This window comes from Aphanothece hegewaldii CCALA 016, assembly GCF_003007785.1.
GTDB classification, from domain to species: Bacteria; Cyanobacteriota; Cyanobacteriia; order Cyanobacteriales; family Microcystaceae; genus Chroococcus; species Chroococcus hegewaldii.
On record NZ_PXOH01000019.1, the window covers coordinates 1 to 17,918 of the forward strand.

Below are 17,918 nucleotides of genomic sequence, written 5' to 3' on the forward strand. Positions count from 1 at the left end.
AATCAATTTAACGTGAGACGTTTACATAGTAATTATTCTACCCTTATTTCCTCTGGTTTCTCGTTTAAGTCCCATTAATTCCAATTTCCAATTAAGATAAAAGGAGCCCAGTACGCAGGGTTATCATATTGATCATTAATTTTATCGTCTTGTTTAGCTCTAATTAAAGCAATTTGGGCAGCCCGGAGAGCTTCAGCTTTACTAACATTGTTTTTGGCTAAATTTTGATAAAAATTGGTAATTAATTTTAAGGTTGATTCATCAGGAATTGACCATAAAGAGGCTAAAACGCTTTTAACGCCAGCTTGTACGGCTACTCCGGCTAATCCTAAAGATGAACGATCATCACCCTCAGCAGTTTGACAAGCAGTTAGTGCTAATAATTCAATGGATTGAGAATCACCCTCAAATTGTCGCAACACTTTTTCTAATTCTTTGATGGTTAATTTATTGTTGTTTCCAATTACAATAAATGTATCATCTGGAATTGTTCCGAATTGAGCATGAGTCGCAATATGAATTACTTTATATTCAGATTGGTTGAGTTCTTTTTCTAAGTTTTCTCGATTAAATGCCTCATCTAATAAGAGTTTATGATTGGTAAAATTAACTTGGACTTGAGCAACTTCTAAAGGAACATTGAACAGTTTATCGAAATTTTGTTGATCAATTACAGTGGGTTGAGTTACTCCTAAAATGAGTGCGCGTTGATTGAATTTTTGCTCGGATTCGGGTAAGACTAAACTTAAACTAGGTGTCAGAGCGATCGCATAATTCTCAACCAGAAATTTTTCCCCATCATAAAGAGCAGACATGGGAATTGTCCGAAAAAGTCCATCTTGAACAAATACAAGAGTATTGATTTGATTAGACTGTAAATCCTTTTCAAAAGGTCTAATCATCCAATCATATAAAAGTTTGGCTGACGTAAGCTCATAATCATTAATTGCTAGTCTTCCTTCAATTAATTCTTGACGAAAACTAAGAATTTTGCTGTTGACTTGAGTCCGATTTTCAAAAATCCAATGAATTTTCTTTTCTCCATTGGGCAAGCTAAGGATAATCGCTGTTTCTTGGTCTAAAATAATTGAATTAAATATGGCTGTATTCGGTTTGTTTAATTCGGTTTTTTGGTTGGTTTGAGTTTGTCCCAAAAAACAATCATTACCTAAATAGTTTTGTAATTCGGCTAATCTTAGGCGATCAATTGTATCTAAACTTTGGCTAATTTCTTGCTCTTTTTGTGGAAAAGTACGCGACTCATTAGACGCTTCTTTGAGTCGAAGTTGGGCTAATTGACGATAAACTGGTTCAATTTGATCCCTAAAATCAAATTGTATATCTCGCTCGGTGGAAAGAATTTCACTCCGGATTTGTTCTAATGATGTTACTGCATTTTGATAAGCTGCGATCGCTGGTTCAATTTGCCCCTGTGCTTCTCGAATTCTTCCCGTTTGCCATTCCCACAAATACAAACTATCCAAATTTTCTTGATTTTGATCAGCATTCCATTTCGCTTGTTGGGTGTATAAGATCGCTTTTTGATAATCTTGGTTGCACTCGTAAAAATGTCCTAACGCACCCAAAGCAAAGGAATAAACACGAGTATTTTGTAACTCTTTAGCATTTTTCTCGGCTAATGTCAATAGATTTTCGGCTTCTTTTTGAGATAATTTTCTGGTCGTTGGACATTGCGCTAAGGGTTCTGTTAAGTTGGTGCCATCATCGGGTAAATTGGCTAAAGTAATTGCTCCATAAATTTTATCTGGAGAATTCGGCAATGTTTCTAAAAGTTGTAAGCTTTCTTGAATCATTGTCTCTCGCTCAGTTCCAGAAACTTGATTCCCCAATTGTATTAAATTGAGTAATGCTTTAAGTTGTCCAGTTAGATTTTTTTCTTGTCGATAAATTTCTCGGCTTTTTTTAAGAGATTCTTGCGCTTTTTGGTAATTTTGGTCAGCAAGTTCCTTAAATGTATTACCTTGGCTTGATCCTCGCAATAATGCCGAATTAGCTTGAATTTCCCACCGATTAGCCTGTTTTATGTATGTATTCCCCAGACTATTAGAAATTGCTGCTTGATAGGAAGAATTGGATATTTGTGCGGCTTTTTCTAGTATAGTAATACTTTGAGGAAATTGTCCGATCGCTCGATACGCTTCCCCTAAACTGCCTAATGCTGCTATTTCCCCCATTTGGTCTTTTTGTTGTCGGGCAATTTCTAAAGCACTATTAGGAAAACAAGTCATTAATGGATCTAAATCAGAAGAAACATTACCACATAAAAGATTAATACTTTTACGTGATTGACCCAAGGCTGTATAACTTTGAGCTTGTTCAGTTAGGTTGCGGCCAACTTTTTGTAAATCACCTAATTGATTATTGTTATCTATAGCTTGTTGCCAATAAGTGACGGCTGTAGACGCATTTCCTATTTGTTGATAAGTTCTGGCTAAATTTTCGGAAACAATAGCGATATTAGACGGATTATTGGAATTTTTGTAGATACTTAAAGCCTTTTGCCAATCAGCGATCGCCCCTTGATAATCTCCAGTTTGGTATTCTTGTACACCTTGCAAAACAAGCTTATCAGGGTCAACAGATTGCGCTAATAATGGACTAGAGGAAAGTCTACCTAACCCAAGAAAGAAAATTAGGCTACTCAGAAAGAGAAAACCTAAAACAGGTGTTAAAAATGGTTTTTTCATCAATCTAACTTTTCTTATCAATTATTTTTACTATATATTTTGCCACTTTTGCCTAAAAATTAATTTTAAAGTCAAGATTTATTAACTATATTTACTCATCTAAAATGGCTTCTAGATCTCTAGCGCCATGTAAAACTCTTATAATTTCAATATCTGAGTTTAGCACACGATAAAAAACAAGATGATTTTTAAAACCTTTAATAGCCTGTTGCCGAATCTCAGCTAATTCAGGATTAGACAATTGACATTGTTTGCCCATTTGAGGAAGTTTAGATATCTGTTGAAAAGTTTCTTCGGCGGCTGTGAGAAAACGTTCTGAAGCATCAAGGTTATCAGTTGCTATGTAAGTTGCTAGTTCTATTAAATCTTGAATAACCTGTGGTCGTTTATTAATTTTACCCATTAACTTTGGTTAGATTGATCTAATTTAGCAACTCTTTCTCTTACTGCTTGACGAATTAAGAGCCAATTTTGCTCACTCATCGGGGTTGCTTTTCCAGAGTCTAAACCTTCCTCTAAAAGTTTGTTAAGTCGTTCTTGTGCTTTCTGTTTTTGCTCTTTGCGAATTAGGTATAGAAAGTATTCGCTTTTTGTACTATAGCCTCCTTCACTTACCTGTTGATCAATATATAAATTCAGGGATTCAGGTAAAACAATATTAATATTGGTCATTGTCATTTTTTTAGTCTATTCTGTAATTTGAACTTATTGTATCATTTTGAAAAGGAGTTGAGTCCAATTAGAAAAAATCAAGATAAGATCTTCGTCAAATGAGGGAAAAGCAAGAAACATGGGAAATTTAAGACTTAGCAGAAATTGGCAAAACGTTAAAATATTAACTGTGATCAGTGCGCTAGTATTATTTCCCAGTTACACTCTAGCTCAAATAACACCAGACTCTACCCTAGGGAACGAGAATTCAATTGTTAATAAAATAGATGCACTCAATGATAGGATTGATGGGGGAGCGAGACGAGGTGGTAATTTATTTCATAGTTTCCAAGAATTTAACATTAATCAAGGAAAAGGTGTTTATTTTGCTAACCCATCTGGCGTAATCAATATATTTTCTCGCGTAACTGGGGGCAATGCTTCACAGATTTTAGGGGTTCTGGGTGTATTAGGAAAATCAAATTTATTTTTGATTAATCCCTACGGTATAATTTTTGGTAAAAATGCAAAACTCGATATTAGTGGTTCATTTGTTGGGACAACAGCGAGTAGTATTAAATTTGGCTCTCAAGGTGATTTTAGCGCAATCAATCCAGAAAAACCGCCATTATTAACCATTCAACCAGATGCTTTAGTATTTACACAAATTAATGCGATCGCAACAATTGTCAATCAAGCGAGTTTGAAAGTTCCTAATCAAAAAAGCTTGCTGATCGTAGGTGGGGAAATTAAAATGATAGGAGGAAGTGCGATCGCATTAAATGGCAGAGTTGAACTTGTAGGAATTCTTGATTTAGGAACAATAGGTTTAAATGATCAATTTCATCTCAATGTACCTAACGATCTCCAACTCGCCAATATTACCCTAACTCAAAAAGCTAAAGTAGATGCCGCAAGTGGTACAGTCGTTTTAACAGGGCAAAAAATCACTCTCACTGATAGTTCAACCATTGTCGCAGATATACAAGATAACAAAAATGGTCAACGGATGATCATTAATGCGTCTCATTTAAGTATTCAAGATGGCTCACAAATTACTAGCACAGCTAAAGAAAAAAGTCAAGGTAATAGCGGCGGAATCACCGTCAATGCGACAGAAACAGTCGAAGTGATTGGAACATCTAATAATGAACAAGATTCAAAACCCAGTAAACTTTCGAGTGATGCACAAGGAGAAGGCAGCGCGGGCGGTTTAATCATTAACACCAAATATGTAAGACTAGAAGATGGAGGAAAAATAACATCTTCTACTATTGATCAGCCAGATGGCGGTAATATTTTAATCAATGCTTCTGAATCCGTCGAATTAATTGGAAGGGCAAGTCAGAGAGGGCGAGCAAATGATAGAGATCGTGCCAGTGCAATTTCAGTACAAACCAGAGGAGAAGGAAAAGCAGGCGATATTACTATTAACACACAACGGCTAAAAATTCAAGAGGGAGCAGAGATTATCGCTTCTACTTTTGGGACTGGAGATGGAGGAGATATTATCATCAATGCTTCTGATTTAATATATTTGGACGGTACAACATCTAATAACAATTCCAATGACCCAATAAAGAGCAGAATTGTAGCAGAGACAGGACAAGAATTAAAAGTCAATGATCGTCCAGACCCTTTAATTGGCACAGGAAATGGCGGTAATATATCAATTAATTCTCAAAACTTAACAATTCAAAATGGCGCGGAAATCTCTACATCTAGTTTCCAAAAAACAGGTAATGCAGGTAATCTCACAATACGTGTTCAAAATACCCTACAAAGTAACAATGGCACTATTTCTACCTTAGCAAACGAAGCATCAGGGGGTAACATCACTATCTCTGCACAAGATATCCGTTTACGAGGTAACAGCGATATCCGTACCAATGTCGCTAGTGGTGTTGGTGGTGGTGGTGATATTACTCTAACTGCTGAAGAGATTTTAGCCTTCGACGATAGCGATATTTTAGCTTTTGCTCAAAATGGCATCGGTGGTAATATTAGCCTCAATACTCCCATATTCTTCGGCAATGGCTATCAAGCAACTGATCAAGTTAATCAAAATCCTGATACTCTAGATAATAACGATCGAGTTGATATCAATGCTAGTGGTGCAGTATCAGGGGTAATTAGTGTTCCCGATTTAACCTTCATCCAAAATAGCCTTTTTGAACTGCCAGAAACCCTGATTAATACAGAAAATCTGATTGCTTCTAGCTGTGTCATCCCTAATCAACAAAAAGCCGGTACATTTATCCTAACTGGACCAGATGGATTACCTACTCGTCCTAATAATAATCTAACATCTCCCTATCCGACAGGAACAATAGAAACAATTCCAACCCCATCTCCTTCACCAAAAATTGACGAACCGCAGGGGTTTTATCGTCTTAATGATGGAACGATAGTCTTAAGCAAAAAGTGTTATTAATTTTTTCGAGCAAAGCGGTGATGGAAGCCAAAAAAGCCAAAAATAAAGAATTATTATAATTAATCTAATTTTCTCTGATGACGGCTCTATAATCGATCGCATTATCACGATTTTTTATATTTTTGCTTTTTAGACTCATAATTTTAATTAAATGAAACGGAAAATCAATGTTTATTACTTAAATACATTAGTATTAACTAATTTACTACTGCTTACAGAAAGCTTATTTTCAGCCATAACTCAAGCACAAGTAACACCAGACACTACCTTGGGGAAAGAGAATTCAATTGTTAATCAAATAGATGTACTCAATGACAAGATTGATGGAGGAGCAAGACGAGGCGGTAATTTATTTCATAGTTTCCAAGAATTTAATATCAATGAAGGAAAAGGTGTTTATTTTGCTAACCCATCTGGAGTAATGAATATCTTTTCGCGTGTCACTGGGGGCAATGCTTCACAGATTTTAGGTAGATTAGGTGTATTAGGTCAATCAAATTTATTTTTTCTGAATCCCTACGGAATAATTTTCGGCCCTAATTCTAGTTTAGATATTCGCGGCTCATTTGTCTCTTCAACAGCAGACGCGGTAAAATTTGCTGACGGGACAGAATTTAGTTCAATAAATCCGCAAAATAATGCCCTATTAACTATTAGTGTACCAGTTGGTTTACAAACAGGAAATCATCCAGCAACGATCAATATTCAAAACGCAAGACTTTCAGTAGATTTAAATCAAACATTAGCTATTATTGGCGGCAACTTAACCTTAAATGGCGCTCAACTGAACACAGGAGGGGGACAAATTATCTTAGGAGGATTATCCGAAACAGGTTTAATAGGTTTGAATTTTATAAATAATATTCCAATTTTCAGTTTTCCGACAGGAGTCGCTAGAGCAGATATATTAATTGATAACGGAACTGTAGTCGATATTAAAGGTGTCAATGGTGGAACAATTGAAATTAACGCTCACAATCTCGATATTACGGGGAAAAGTGAAATAAGAGCAGGAATTGGTTCAGGAATAGGAAGTGTATCGATTCAAGCTGGAAATATCGACATCACAGCAACACAAGGAATTAAATTAACCAACTTTAGTCAAATCAGTAGTAGCGTAGATTCTGAAGCAGTCGGTAGGGGTGGTGAAATCATCCTTTCTTCCCCTTTTATTTCCCTAACTAATTCTTTTATACGAGCGACTACAAATGGACAAGGGAATTCAGGAGGAATTAAGATCACTACAGGTTCTCTTTTTTTAAATGATGGCGCACAAATTTTGGCGAGTACTCAAAGAAAAGGAAATACAGGAGCGATTAAGATTACAGCCAACGATACTATCTCTCTATCAGGTAACGATAGTCAAGGCTCTCCTAGTTCTATTATCAGTCAAGTAGCACAAAAAGCACAGGGAAACTCAGAAGGTATAGAAATCATTACAGGTTCTCTATTTCTTAATAATGGAGCAAAAGTAGATGCTAGTACTTCTGGAATTGGAAATGCAGGAGCGATTAAGATTACAGCTAACGAGACAATTTCTCTAAACGGTGAAAGAATGTCCCCCAAAGTAAGCTCTACAGCCGCAGGGAACTCAGATGACAGTGAGGATATTATTAGTTTGGGTAGTCGTATTTCTAGTACAGTAAGCTCCACAGCCGTAGGGAACTCAGATGAAATCCAAATCACTACAGGTTCTCTTTTCCTAACCAATGGCGGACAAGTAAACGCCACTACATATGGTCAAGGAAATGCAGGAGCGATTAAGATTACAGCCAGAGATACTATTTATATGGCGGGTCGAGAAAGTCAAAACTTAGCCAGTGCTATTAGAAATATAGTAGCACGCAAAGCCGTAGGGAACTCAAATGAAATCCAAATCACTACAGGTTCTCTTTTCCTAACTGATAGAGTGATAATAACCTCACAAACGAGAGGGAAAGGAACAGCAGGGAATATCACTATTACCGCCAATACCCTAACTAGCAAAGGCGATAGTATAATTCGCTCCGACACTCAAACAAGCTTTAATGCAGGTGATCTCACTTTAAATATATCCGATATTCTTACCTTATCCAATTCAAGCTTAATTGCTATAACAAGAGGAGAAGGAACAGCCGGCGATATTACCATTAATGTACCTCAACTTAATATTACAGAAAGTGCGAACATCTTAGCTAGAACATATGCACTAGGACAAGGGGGTAGTATCACGGTTAATGCACCTATATCCGTAATTTTGGGCGAAAATAGCCAACTCAATGTTATAAGCAGTAGCGCAGGTCGAGCAGGAAACATCAAAATCACCTCTAATACCGTTACCATCGGTAAAGGAGCTAAAATTAGTGCCACCTCCGATGAAAACGCCACCAATTCTGAAGCAGGCGGTAGCATCACTATCAACGCATCTAACCTGTACCTCTCTGGCACACTAGGTATCTTTGCTGAAACTAAAGGCCAAGCCCCCGCAGGCAACTTAACCTTCAAACCTAATGGAAATCAATCTAATCTAAACATACAATTTACCGATAAGGCTGAGATTTCCGCACGAACCACCAGCCAAAAAAGAGGAGGCAGCATCAACATCAGTTCACCCGAAACAATTAATATTGCAGGACAAGGTAAAATCACCGTAGAAACCATAGGAAGCGGACGAGCAGGTAATATTAACATTACAACTGAGCAATTAAACATCGGCAATCAAACCGAAATTACCGCCAGTACCAGAGGAAGCGGACAAGCAGGAAATATAATTATCAATACTCCTCAATTTACCCTAGCACAAAGAGCCATAATACAAGCCTCAACCTCTAGTAGCGGAAATGGAGGCAGTATCACCGTTAATGCACCTATATCCGTAATTTTGGGGGAAAACAGTCAACTTAATGTAGAAACCAGTGGTCAAGGGAAAGCAGGAAACATTAATATTACATCAAATACTGTCACCATCGGGAAAAATGCTCAAATCAGTGCCACCGCCACCCAATCCGCCACCAACACCGAAAGCGGTAGCATTAGTATTAACGCATCTAACCTCAATATCGCAGGACAACTTGGCATTTTCGCCGAAACAACTGGACTTGCTCCCGCAGGTACCCTCACACTTAATCCCATTAGTTCTAATCCTAACCTTATTATCCGTTTTATTGAACAAGGTAAAATTTCAGCTTCTACAACTGCTAGTGGCATTGGAGGCGATATTAACATTAGTGCGCCCAATAATATAGATATTAGCGGAAATGGAACGATCGCAACTGAAACATCAGGAACAGGCAATGCAGGAACAATCAATCTCAGTGCCAATCAACTTCACCTAAACCAAGGGGTTAGAATTAGTGCATCAACAACAGGAAGGGGCAATGCAGGTAACATTAATCTTAATGCCAATCAAATTAACTTACAGCAATCTACAATAACCGCATTTACTAACGGAACGGGAAATGCAGGTAATATCACATTAAATATTCAAAATACCCTAACTAGCAATAATAGTACTATCTCTACTTCAGCCAATCAAGCATCTGGAGGAATTATCACTATCTCTGCACAAGATATCCGTTTGCAAGGTGACAGCGATATCCGTACCAATGTTTCTAGTGGCGCTGGTGGAGGTGGTGATATTACCCTCACTGCTGATTCAATATTAGCTTTCAACGATAGCGATATTCTAGCTTTTGCTCAAGATGGCATCGGTGGTAATATTACCCTTAATACTCCCATTTTCTTCGGCAATGGCTATTCCCCAACTGATCAAATCAATCAAAATTTTGATAATTTAGATAATAATAACCGAGTCGATATTAATGCTAGTGGTGCCGTCTCAGGTGTAATCAGTGTTCCCAATTTAACCTTCATCCAAAATAGCCTGTTTGAGTTCCCAGAAACCCTAATCAATACTGATAATTTATTAGCTTCTAGCTGTGTCGTTCCCAATCAACAAAAAGCAGGCACCTTTATCCTAACCGGGCCAGATGGATTACCCAGTAGCCCTAACGATAATTTTACATCTCCCTATCCGACTGGAACAATAGAAACAATTCCTAAACCATCACTACCATCGAAAATAGACGAACCGCAAGGATTTTATCGTCTTAATGATGGAAAGATAGTTCTAAGCACAAAATGTAATTAATTAATAAAAAAATCATGAAACTTAATAATAAATTGCTGATTTTTGGTTTATTTAATAGTCTCTTTTGGTTTGGAAATATTGAAATAGCACTCGCTCAAAGTTATGAACTAGCTCCGACAACAAATCTAAATTGTCCTGTAGCCGAAAATAGCGAAACTTTCTTAGTAAAAAAAATAGAAATAGTTGGCAAGACTGTCTTACAAAAAGAAATATATGATCTGATTACACCCTATGAAAACCGTCAGTTAACCTTTGAAGAATTGCTATGTTTGCGGACAGAAATTACTCAACTGTATATTCAAAATGGTTACATTACATCGGGTGCATTCCTTCCAAATAATCAAGATATTACGAGCGGTATCGTTCAAATACAAGTCATTGAAGGAGAAATCGAAAACGTCGAAATTAGTGGTTTAAGACGACTCAGACAAGGTTATATCCGTTCTCGTTTAGCTATTGGTATCGATAAACCTTTTAATCAAAACGACTTACAAAGATCCTTAGAACTCTTACAACTCGATCCGCTTTTAGAACAAGTTAACGCAGAATTAACCGTTGGTAGCGCACCAGGACGAAATATCTTAAAATTACAACTAAAAGAAGCTCCCGCTTTCCATGCAGCGATCGAAGGGAATAACTACCGACCTCCGAGTATTGGTTCCGAACAAGGTACAATCTTTTTGGGTCATGATAACTTATTGGGATTTGGCGATCGCATTTCAGGCGAGTATTCCATTTCAGAAGGACTCAATCTTTACGATGTACGATACACCGTTCCAATCAACGCCTATGATGGAACCATCAGCGTTCGTTACTACAACAGTCAGACCGTAATTACCGAATCACTGTTTCGTGACTTAGATATTAGTAATACTGGCGAAACCTTTACCGTCGGAATTCGTCAACCCTTATATCGATCGCCACAAAATGAATGGGCTGTTGGATTAGACTTCGATCTAAGGCGTAGTCGCAGTACCCTAGAAGGTGAATCATTTTGTCTTTCCCTACCCTGTGAAAACGGTTCAACCAAACTATCAATATTACGTTTTTCCCAAGAATGGCTCAACCGTGATCCTAACCGTATTATTGCGGCTCGTTCTCAATTTAATTTTGGCATAGCCGCTTTTGATGCAACAGAAATCGATATAGAACCCGATAGTCAATTTTTTAGCTGGTTAGGACAATTTCAATGGGTGCAAAGAATCACTTCAAGAGTTTTAGTCGTAGGTCGTGCTTATGCTCAACTCACACCCGATGCACTGCCCATTATTGAACAGTTTAGCATCGGTGGGATCGATACCGTTAGAGGCTATGTGCAGAACCAACTCGTAACCGATAATGCTCTTATCGCATCCTTAGAATTTCGTGTACCTTTAACCCAAAATCCTAGTATTTTACAGCTAACCCCATTTTTTGAATTTGGTACAGGATGGAATAATTTATTACCCGATCCAGAAAACTCTACACTAGCAGGTATTGGCTTAGGTTTTCGTTGGTTCATTACTAATGGCTTAAGTATTCGTTTAGATTATGGTGTTCCTCTAATTCCTAAGTCAAATAAAGGCAATACTTTACAAGACAATGGTTTTTATTTTTCCGTTCGTTATCAGCCATTTTAGCTAGTTTCTGCAATTTTTCATCAAGCGTAGGGGTGCGGTTTGGTACACTCATCAGTTACCAGTCATCAGTATTTTGTTTCGTTGACTGATTAGTGTTTACTGTATAAGACCTCTAAGCGAATTAGCAAGGGTTGACGTTAGTATAAATTAAGTTATAAAAAATATATAACCTAATGGCTTATACTGTGTTCGATAAATCTAATCGTCCTTTAGTGTGGATCGGTGGACTGGTAGCGACTGGTTTAACTGTACTAGGTGTGATGACTTACCGCATGGCACAAACTCCCTCACCCCTAGTCGAAATGGAAAAAATGACGATTCCTGCCCAACGGGAAACCCTAGCTGTCGAGATTGAAGCAAGCGGAAAAGTTCAACCGATCCAAAGTGTTAATATTAGCCCAAAAAATCCAGGCGTATTAAAAAGATTGTTAGTAGAACAGGGAATGCAGGTTAAACAAGGACAAACCATAGCCGTTATGGATAATATGGAAGTCTACGCCCAAGGTGTTCAAGCTGAAGCCAAATTTAAGGAAGCTTTAGCCAATCTAGAAGCCGCTAAACGCAGAATTCCTGAAGAAATTCGTCAATATCAAACTCGTTTTGTACAAGCGCAAGCTCGTTTTAAGGAAATTGAATCTCAATATCAACGAGCGCAACAACGCATACCTAAAGATGTCGATCAAGCAAACGCTCAAGTTCAAGCCGCACAATCTCGCTTCCGTTTAGCAGAAAATAGGGTTAAACGCAATGATGCACTGGTTAGAGAGGGTGCCATCTCACAAGATCAGTTTGATGAGGTTCTTAATGAATTTCTTAATGCTAAAGCCAATTTAGATGAAGCTATACAACGTTTAGCCCAAGTCAATAATACCGCTTCTCCAGAAGTCGAAGGGATTAAACAACAAGGAATGCAAGCACAAGCCGCGATCGCTGAAGCTAAATTCGTCCTCGATGAACGTGTCAAAACCCAAGCAACTGAAATAGCTCAACTAGAACAAGCCGCAGCAGGTGCTAGAGCAGAATTAGAGCGCATCAAAATTCAATACCGTGATACTGTTATTACTGCACCCTTTGATGGCATCGTGACCCAAAAATACGCCACAGAAGGGGCATTTGTCACCCCCACTACAGCCGCATCGGAAACCGCTTCCGCTACTTCTAGCTCAATTATTGCCTTAGCTAGAGGGTTAGAAGTCGTCGCCAAAGTTCCTGAAGTCGATATTAGTCTATTACGCCCTAGACAACCCGTGAAAATCGTCGCGGATGCCTATCCTGATCAGGTTTTTCAAGGGCAAGTAATTCGTATTGCCCCAGAAGCGATCGTTGAGGAAAATGTCACATCTTTTGAAGTCACCATTGGTTTAGTCACCGGTTTAGACAAACTTTTATCTAGAATGAATGTAGATGTCACTTTTATTGGTCAACAAATTCCTGATGCTCTTGTTGTACCGACTGTTGCCATTGTGACTCAAGAAGGACAAACGGGTGTGATGGTTCCTGATGAAAAGAAAAAACCTGAATTTAAACCTGTGACGGTGGGTTTAGTATTGGATGATAAAACTCAAATTCTATCTGGTGTCACTCCAGGAGAAAGAGTATTTATTGATTTGCCAGAAGATAAAGATAAAAAAGATAAAGATAAATAGGTTTAAATTCATGGATTTATTAGAAAGTTGTAAAATGGCGATCGCAACTTTAACCGCCAATAAAATGCGAAGTGGTTTGACCATGTTGGGTATTATTATTGGTAATGCTTCTGTGATTGCGATGATTGGCATTGGACAAGGCGCACAACAGTTAGCCTCTAAAGAGTTTAAGAATCTATCTCCTAATACATTATTCATTGTTCCAGGTTCACGAGAAGCTAGAAATGCTACTTTTGATCTCCCCAAAACTCTCGTTTTAGAAGATGCTAAAGCCATTGCTAAACAAGTTCCAAGTGTGATAGCTGTTGCACCCGAAATTAACCGCCGAGAATTAATTTCTTATCGCAATAAAACAACCGCAACTCAAGTGACTGGTGTTACACCCGATCATATGATTGTCCGTAGTTTTGAAGTTAATAAAGGTCGTTTTATTAATTCGATTGATGTCGATCGCAATAAAAGAGTTGTTGCTTTAGGATCAGAAGTAGCTAATCGCTTTTTTAAAGGACAAAATCCCATTGGCCAACAAATTCGCATCAAAGATATTAGTTTTGAAATCGTTGGGGTGATGGCAGAAAAAGGCTCAATGTTAGGCACAAATCAGGATGATTCTGTGTTTATTCCTTTGACTACAATGGCTTATCAATTAGTGGGTAAAACATCTCCTTATGGAATAGAATTAACTTGGATTAATGTAGCTGCAAAAGATGAAGAAACTGTACGAGCAGCCAAGTTTCAGATTGAAAATTTACTAAGATTGCGTCATAAAATTGTCGATGAAGATGATTTTGGTGTAGAAAGTCCGAAACAACTTTTAGAGATTTTTTATAAGATTACCAATGGTCTAACTATTATGTTAGCTTCGATTGCGGGGATTTCTCTATTAGTTGGAGGAATTGGCGTAATGAATATTATGTTAGTCTCAGTAGCCGAACGAACTCAAGAAATCGGTTTAAGAAAAGCAATAGGGGCGAAAGAACAAGATATTTTAGCTCAGTTTTTGATTGAAGCCGTCATTGTCTCTGCTGCTGGTGGTACGATCGGTATTATTTTAGGTGTTGGTAGTGTTTATCTCATCGGTGCAATTTCTCCTCTAACGGCTACCATTTCCCCCTATGCTATCCTTTTAGCGTTAGGTGTTTCGAGTAGTATTGGTTTGTTTTTTGGTGTAATTCCTGCACAACGCGCCGCCAAATTAGATCCCATTGTAGCTTTAAGGAGTATTTAATATATTCATGCTTGACAATTTTACGGAACCAAATTAATATAGTACAAATACACTAAAATAGTAGTGAAATTCTCCGTAGTTCTTGTGGTAATAACTGTGTAAGCTAGTGTATAGGAGCATCCTCAAGCTAAAGGAGGTAGTTACAATGTTATCGTGTTTTAACGTAGCTGATTACTTTATTCGGTTAGCGAATGAAACAGGCTCTTTTGTCAGTAATCTAAAACTTCAAAAACTTGTTTACTATGCCCAAGCTTGGCATCTTGCTCTTTATGACGTTCCTCTGTTTGAAGAGGATTTTCAAGCATGGATACATGGGCCTGTCATACCTACGTTATATCAAAAGTATCGAGTTTTTGGATGGCGACCGATTACAGAAGATGTTAACCCCATATTACCAGAAGCAATTCAAGATTTTCTTAATGAGGTTGCCCAAGAATACTTTGCCTGTGATGCTTATGAACTTGAACAGATGACTCACGCCGAAACTCCTTGGAATAGGGCTAGAGGAGATCTCCCACCCGATGCACATTCTAACGCAGTAATCAAAAAAGAATGGATGAAGGAGTATTACGGGTCTCGTGTCGAAAAACAGGATTAAAAAAACTAATATTGCAAAAGATAGCAAATTAGGGATTAAACCGACGAAGCTAAAGCCATCTCAAGGCCTCAGCTTTTCTTTTAAGTATTGTAAAGATTTAACAATAATGTAGTCAAATGGCAGCAAATCTCCTAAAATCTTAATAGCACATTAACAAAAGAATAATTAACTTTAAAACTAGAAGGTTGTCAACCAAGAAAATGTTAACTAATTTTAACCTTAACTATTTAAGCGGTTGACGTAAAAGTTTTAGCTTTAAACTCTCTCGTCGTACAAATTAAAGTAGTCGAGAAGGCACTCTAATTCTAGTAGTTAGATTGGGACTCGATATTAGGCGCGTAGTTCGTCCATTAGAGGTAAAAGTCTATAAAGCTAATTTTAAACTCAATGCAATATTTGCGTACAGAATTAGTAACTATTATCAGGATAATCACAGCAAGTTTACCTGTACTGAAAAAGAAGCTGTTTATTGGCTGACCCTTCTTGAGCGGTTAAAAGCTTTATCCAGCTTAACGGCTCAAGAGTTGCTAGTCAATCGTAGTAGTACTCTTAGATGTCATCCTATCAATTGGGAGGATACCAGCGAAAATGGATTCGGTTTGCCAAATGAAGAGCAATTAGTTGATACACCTTATCAGTTCTCCCTCTCCTCTAATGAGCATGGTAGAGTTCATGGTTTTTTTATTGATGATGTTTTCTACATTGTTTGGTTAGATCCACAGCATTTACTTTATCCAGAAAAATAAAAAACATTAATTATCTCAACGATCGTTTATCCTAGAAGAAGAGATAACTTTACATAACTTTACATATTCCTTCCTCTATGGATTGTATTATTAATCGTCGAGCGCAGTTTTCTGCAAGTCATCGATATTGGTTGCCCGAACTTGATGAGGCAGAAAATCAACGGCTTTTTGGGGCGGGTAGTCGTTTTCCAGGTCATGGACACAATTACGTTTTGTATGTGTCGATCGCAGGTAAATTAGATCAATATGGCATGGTGGAAAATCTGTCCTATGTCAAGCAAGTGATCAAAAAAGAAATTACTAGCCAACTCGATTATGCTTATTTAAATGATGTTTGGCCAGAATTTAGCGAAACTTTACCCAGTACAGAAAATATCGCACGGATTATTTGGCAACGGTTAGCCCCTCATTTACCTATTGTTAATATTCAACTTTTTGAACATCCAGAACTTTTTGCCGATTATCAAGGAAATAATATGGAAGCATCTTTAACAGTTAAAACGCATTTTAGTGCCGCACATCGTCTCGCTTTACCTGAATTAAGTCTAGAAGAAAATACAGAAATTTACGGTAAATGTGCTAGAACAAATGGTCATGGTCATAATTATCATCTAGAAGTGTCTGTTGTTGGTGAAATTGATTCTCGTACAGGGATGATTGTTGATTTAGGTGATTTACAAAAAATTATTAATGATTATGTGGTTGAACCTTTCGATCACACTTTTTTAAATAAAGATGTTCCTTATTTTACTCAAACCGTTCCAACGGCTGAAAATATTGCTTTCTACATTGCCCAATTATTACAACAACCCATTAAAGAAATTGGTGCAGAATTGGATAAAGTTAAACTCATTGAAAGTCCGAATAATTCTTGTGAAATTTTTTGCCGCAAATCAACCAGACAACTAAATAGTTTACAAAGAGAAGCGGTTTTAGTTGGTTAGAATATTAGGGTTTATTGTTTAATCTGTAGGGGCTTGGTTTTCAATCCCAACCCATAACAAAAATAAGCGGTTTTCTAAGGGTAGAAAGAGCAAAACCCCTACACCAATAACAATGATTTACTCAGGGTTTGGAAACCAAAACCTCTACACCAATAACAATGATTTACTCAGGGTTTGGAAACCAAAACCCCAAGTTTTTTTGATATTTAATATTAATTAATTCTAACTTGTTCTGTATAATCTTTCGGTCGTATTTTGCGAAATAAATCAAAAATCATTCGACGAACTTTTACGGGAAAATAAGATAAAAATAGTCCAAAATTAGTCTTTTGCGAAGTCCCCAACATTTCCGAAGATTTTTCTAATAATCTTCTTCCTTCTTCCGTGTCTCCCTTTTCAATCAATTTGAATCCTAAAGATTGTTGAGTAATTGCTAACTTTTTCAAACGTTCTTGTTCTAATTTTTCATCAGTAAAATGATAGCTATTGATACAAAAATTTTTTGCTTTTAAAAAATGAATACCTTGTTTGAGGCTAGTTTGTCCACCATGAAAGCGATACTCCATTAAATATTCGGGTAAAAAATAACCCTGTTTGCCTGCAATAGCTAATCTAACTAATAAATCAAAATCTTCACAACCATCAGCCTGCGGACGCATATAATCTACGTCTTTTAGACATTCTCGACGAAACAAAGTTGAGCCAACTTGTAAACTTTGATGAGAAAAAGTTTGCCAGAGTAAATCAGGTATTAACCCATTTTGTAATTGAGATTTTCCCCATTTTAATGAATTTTCTTGGGTCGCTGATTCGACTTTTTCGCTATTTTTATTAATAATCCAGTGATTCGTACAAACAAAATCGATTTGAGGATGATTATCGAGAATATTAACAGTTTTTTCCAGAAATTCGGGTGTTAAACCATCATCATCATCGAATTTAATAAAATAATCTCCCGTCGCAGCATCAAAACCCGATCGCATATTACGACTTCTGCCGATATTCTGGGGATGACGGATATAATTAATACGTGGCTCATTATAAGAGTTCACCACTTCGGCTGTATTATCGGTTGAACCATCATCACAGATAATCAGTTCAAAATCAGTATAAGTTTGATTTAAAACACTAAAAATCGAATATCTTAAATAATGAGAACGATTATAAGTAGGAATACAAATTGAGACTTTAGGCATATACTGGATCACATCGCAT

Annotated in this window: 12 protein-coding genes; 8 read left to right on the plus strand and 4 right to left on the minus strand. The window is 37.2% G+C overall.

Annotated features, from left to right (window positions below; translation table 11 throughout):
• Positions 1-74: 74 nt before the first annotated feature.
• The 3 genes from C7H19_RS15985 to C7H19_RS15995 form a co-directional block, all read right to left on the minus strand.
• A complete protein-coding gene (locus tag C7H19_RS15985) occupies positions 75-2,708 on the minus strand; it encodes a CHAT domain-containing tetratricopeptide repeat protein (protein ID WP_106457928.1) in 2,634 nt (877 codons plus the stop codon).
• Between the two features lie 91 nt (positions 2,709-2,799).
• On the minus strand, positions 2,800-3,111 hold the full coding sequence (locus C7H19_RS15990; protein ID WP_106457929.1) for a type II toxin-antitoxin system RelE/ParE family toxin: 312 nt from the start codon (positions 3,109-3,111) through the stop codon (positions 2,800-2,802).
• Positions 3,111-3,380, minus strand: coding sequence for a ribbon-helix-helix domain-containing protein (locus C7H19_RS15995; protein ID WP_106457930.1), 270 nt, complete (start codon positions 3,378-3,380; stop codon positions 3,111-3,113). The genes C7H19_RS15990 and C7H19_RS15995 overlap by 1 nt, the downstream gene beginning before the upstream one ends.
• 118 nt (positions 3,381-3,498) lie before the next feature.
• Here C7H19_RS15995 and C7H19_RS16000 point away from each other — a divergent pair, with 118 nt between their 5' ends.
• The 8 genes from C7H19_RS16000 (at position 3,499) to C7H19_RS16035 (ending at position 16,703) form a co-directional block, all read left to right on the plus strand.
• On the plus strand, positions 3,499-5,793 hold the full coding sequence (locus C7H19_RS16000) for a two-partner secretion domain-containing protein (protein ID WP_106457931.1): 2,295 nt from the start codon (positions 3,499-3,501) through the stop codon (positions 5,791-5,793).
• A 151-nt stretch (positions 5,794-5,944) separates the two neighbouring features.
• Positions 5,945-9,922, plus strand: a complete 3,978-nt coding sequence (locus C7H19_RS16005; RefSeq protein WP_106457932.1) for a two-partner secretion domain-containing protein — start codon at positions 5,945-5,947, stop codon at positions 9,920-9,922.
• Positions 9,923-9,936: 14 nt separating this feature from the next.
• The gene (locus C7H19_RS16010) at positions 9,937-11,541 is read left to right on the plus strand and encodes a ShlB/FhaC/HecB family hemolysin secretion/activation protein (protein WP_106457933.1); all 1,605 of its coding nucleotides are present in this window, start codon (positions 9,937-9,939) and stop codon (positions 11,539-11,541) included.
• Positions 11,542-11,714: 173 nt separating this feature from the next.
• Positions 11,715-13,187 (plus strand): efflux RND transporter periplasmic adaptor subunit, encoded by a 1,473-nt coding sequence (locus C7H19_RS16015; RefSeq protein WP_106457934.1) that lies wholly within the window; start codon positions 11,715-11,717, stop codon positions 13,185-13,187.
• Between the two features lie 10 nt (positions 13,188-13,197).
• Entirely contained in the window at positions 13,198-14,415 is a 1,218-nt protein-coding gene (locus C7H19_RS16020; RefSeq protein ID WP_106457935.1) for an ABC transporter permease, read from the plus strand.
• Between the two features lie 145 nt (positions 14,416-14,560).
• The gene (locus C7H19_RS16025; protein WP_106457936.1) at positions 14,561-15,013 is read left to right on the plus strand and encodes a Panacea domain-containing protein; all 453 of its coding nucleotides are present in this window, start codon (positions 14,561-14,563) and stop codon (positions 15,011-15,013) included.
• A 317-nt stretch (positions 15,014-15,330) separates the two neighbouring features.
• Complete coding sequence (locus C7H19_RS26475) at positions 15,331-15,759, plus strand: hypothetical protein (protein WP_219907664.1); 429 nt, start codon at positions 15,331-15,333, stop codon at positions 15,757-15,759.
• Positions 15,760-15,836: 77 nt separating this feature from the next.
• On the plus strand, positions 15,837-16,703 hold the full coding sequence (locus C7H19_RS16035) for a 6-pyruvoyl trahydropterin synthase family protein (protein ID WP_106457937.1): 867 nt from the start codon (positions 15,837-15,839) through the stop codon (positions 16,701-16,703).
• A 212-nt stretch (positions 16,704-16,915) separates the two neighbouring features.
• On the opposite strand, the gene C7H19_RS16040 is transcribed toward C7H19_RS16035, so the two are convergent.
• Complete coding sequence (locus C7H19_RS16040) at positions 16,916-17,899, minus strand: glycosyltransferase family 2 protein (protein WP_106457938.1); 984 nt, start codon at positions 17,897-17,899, stop codon at positions 16,916-16,918.
• Between the last annotated feature and the right edge of the window lie 19 nt (positions 17,900-17,918).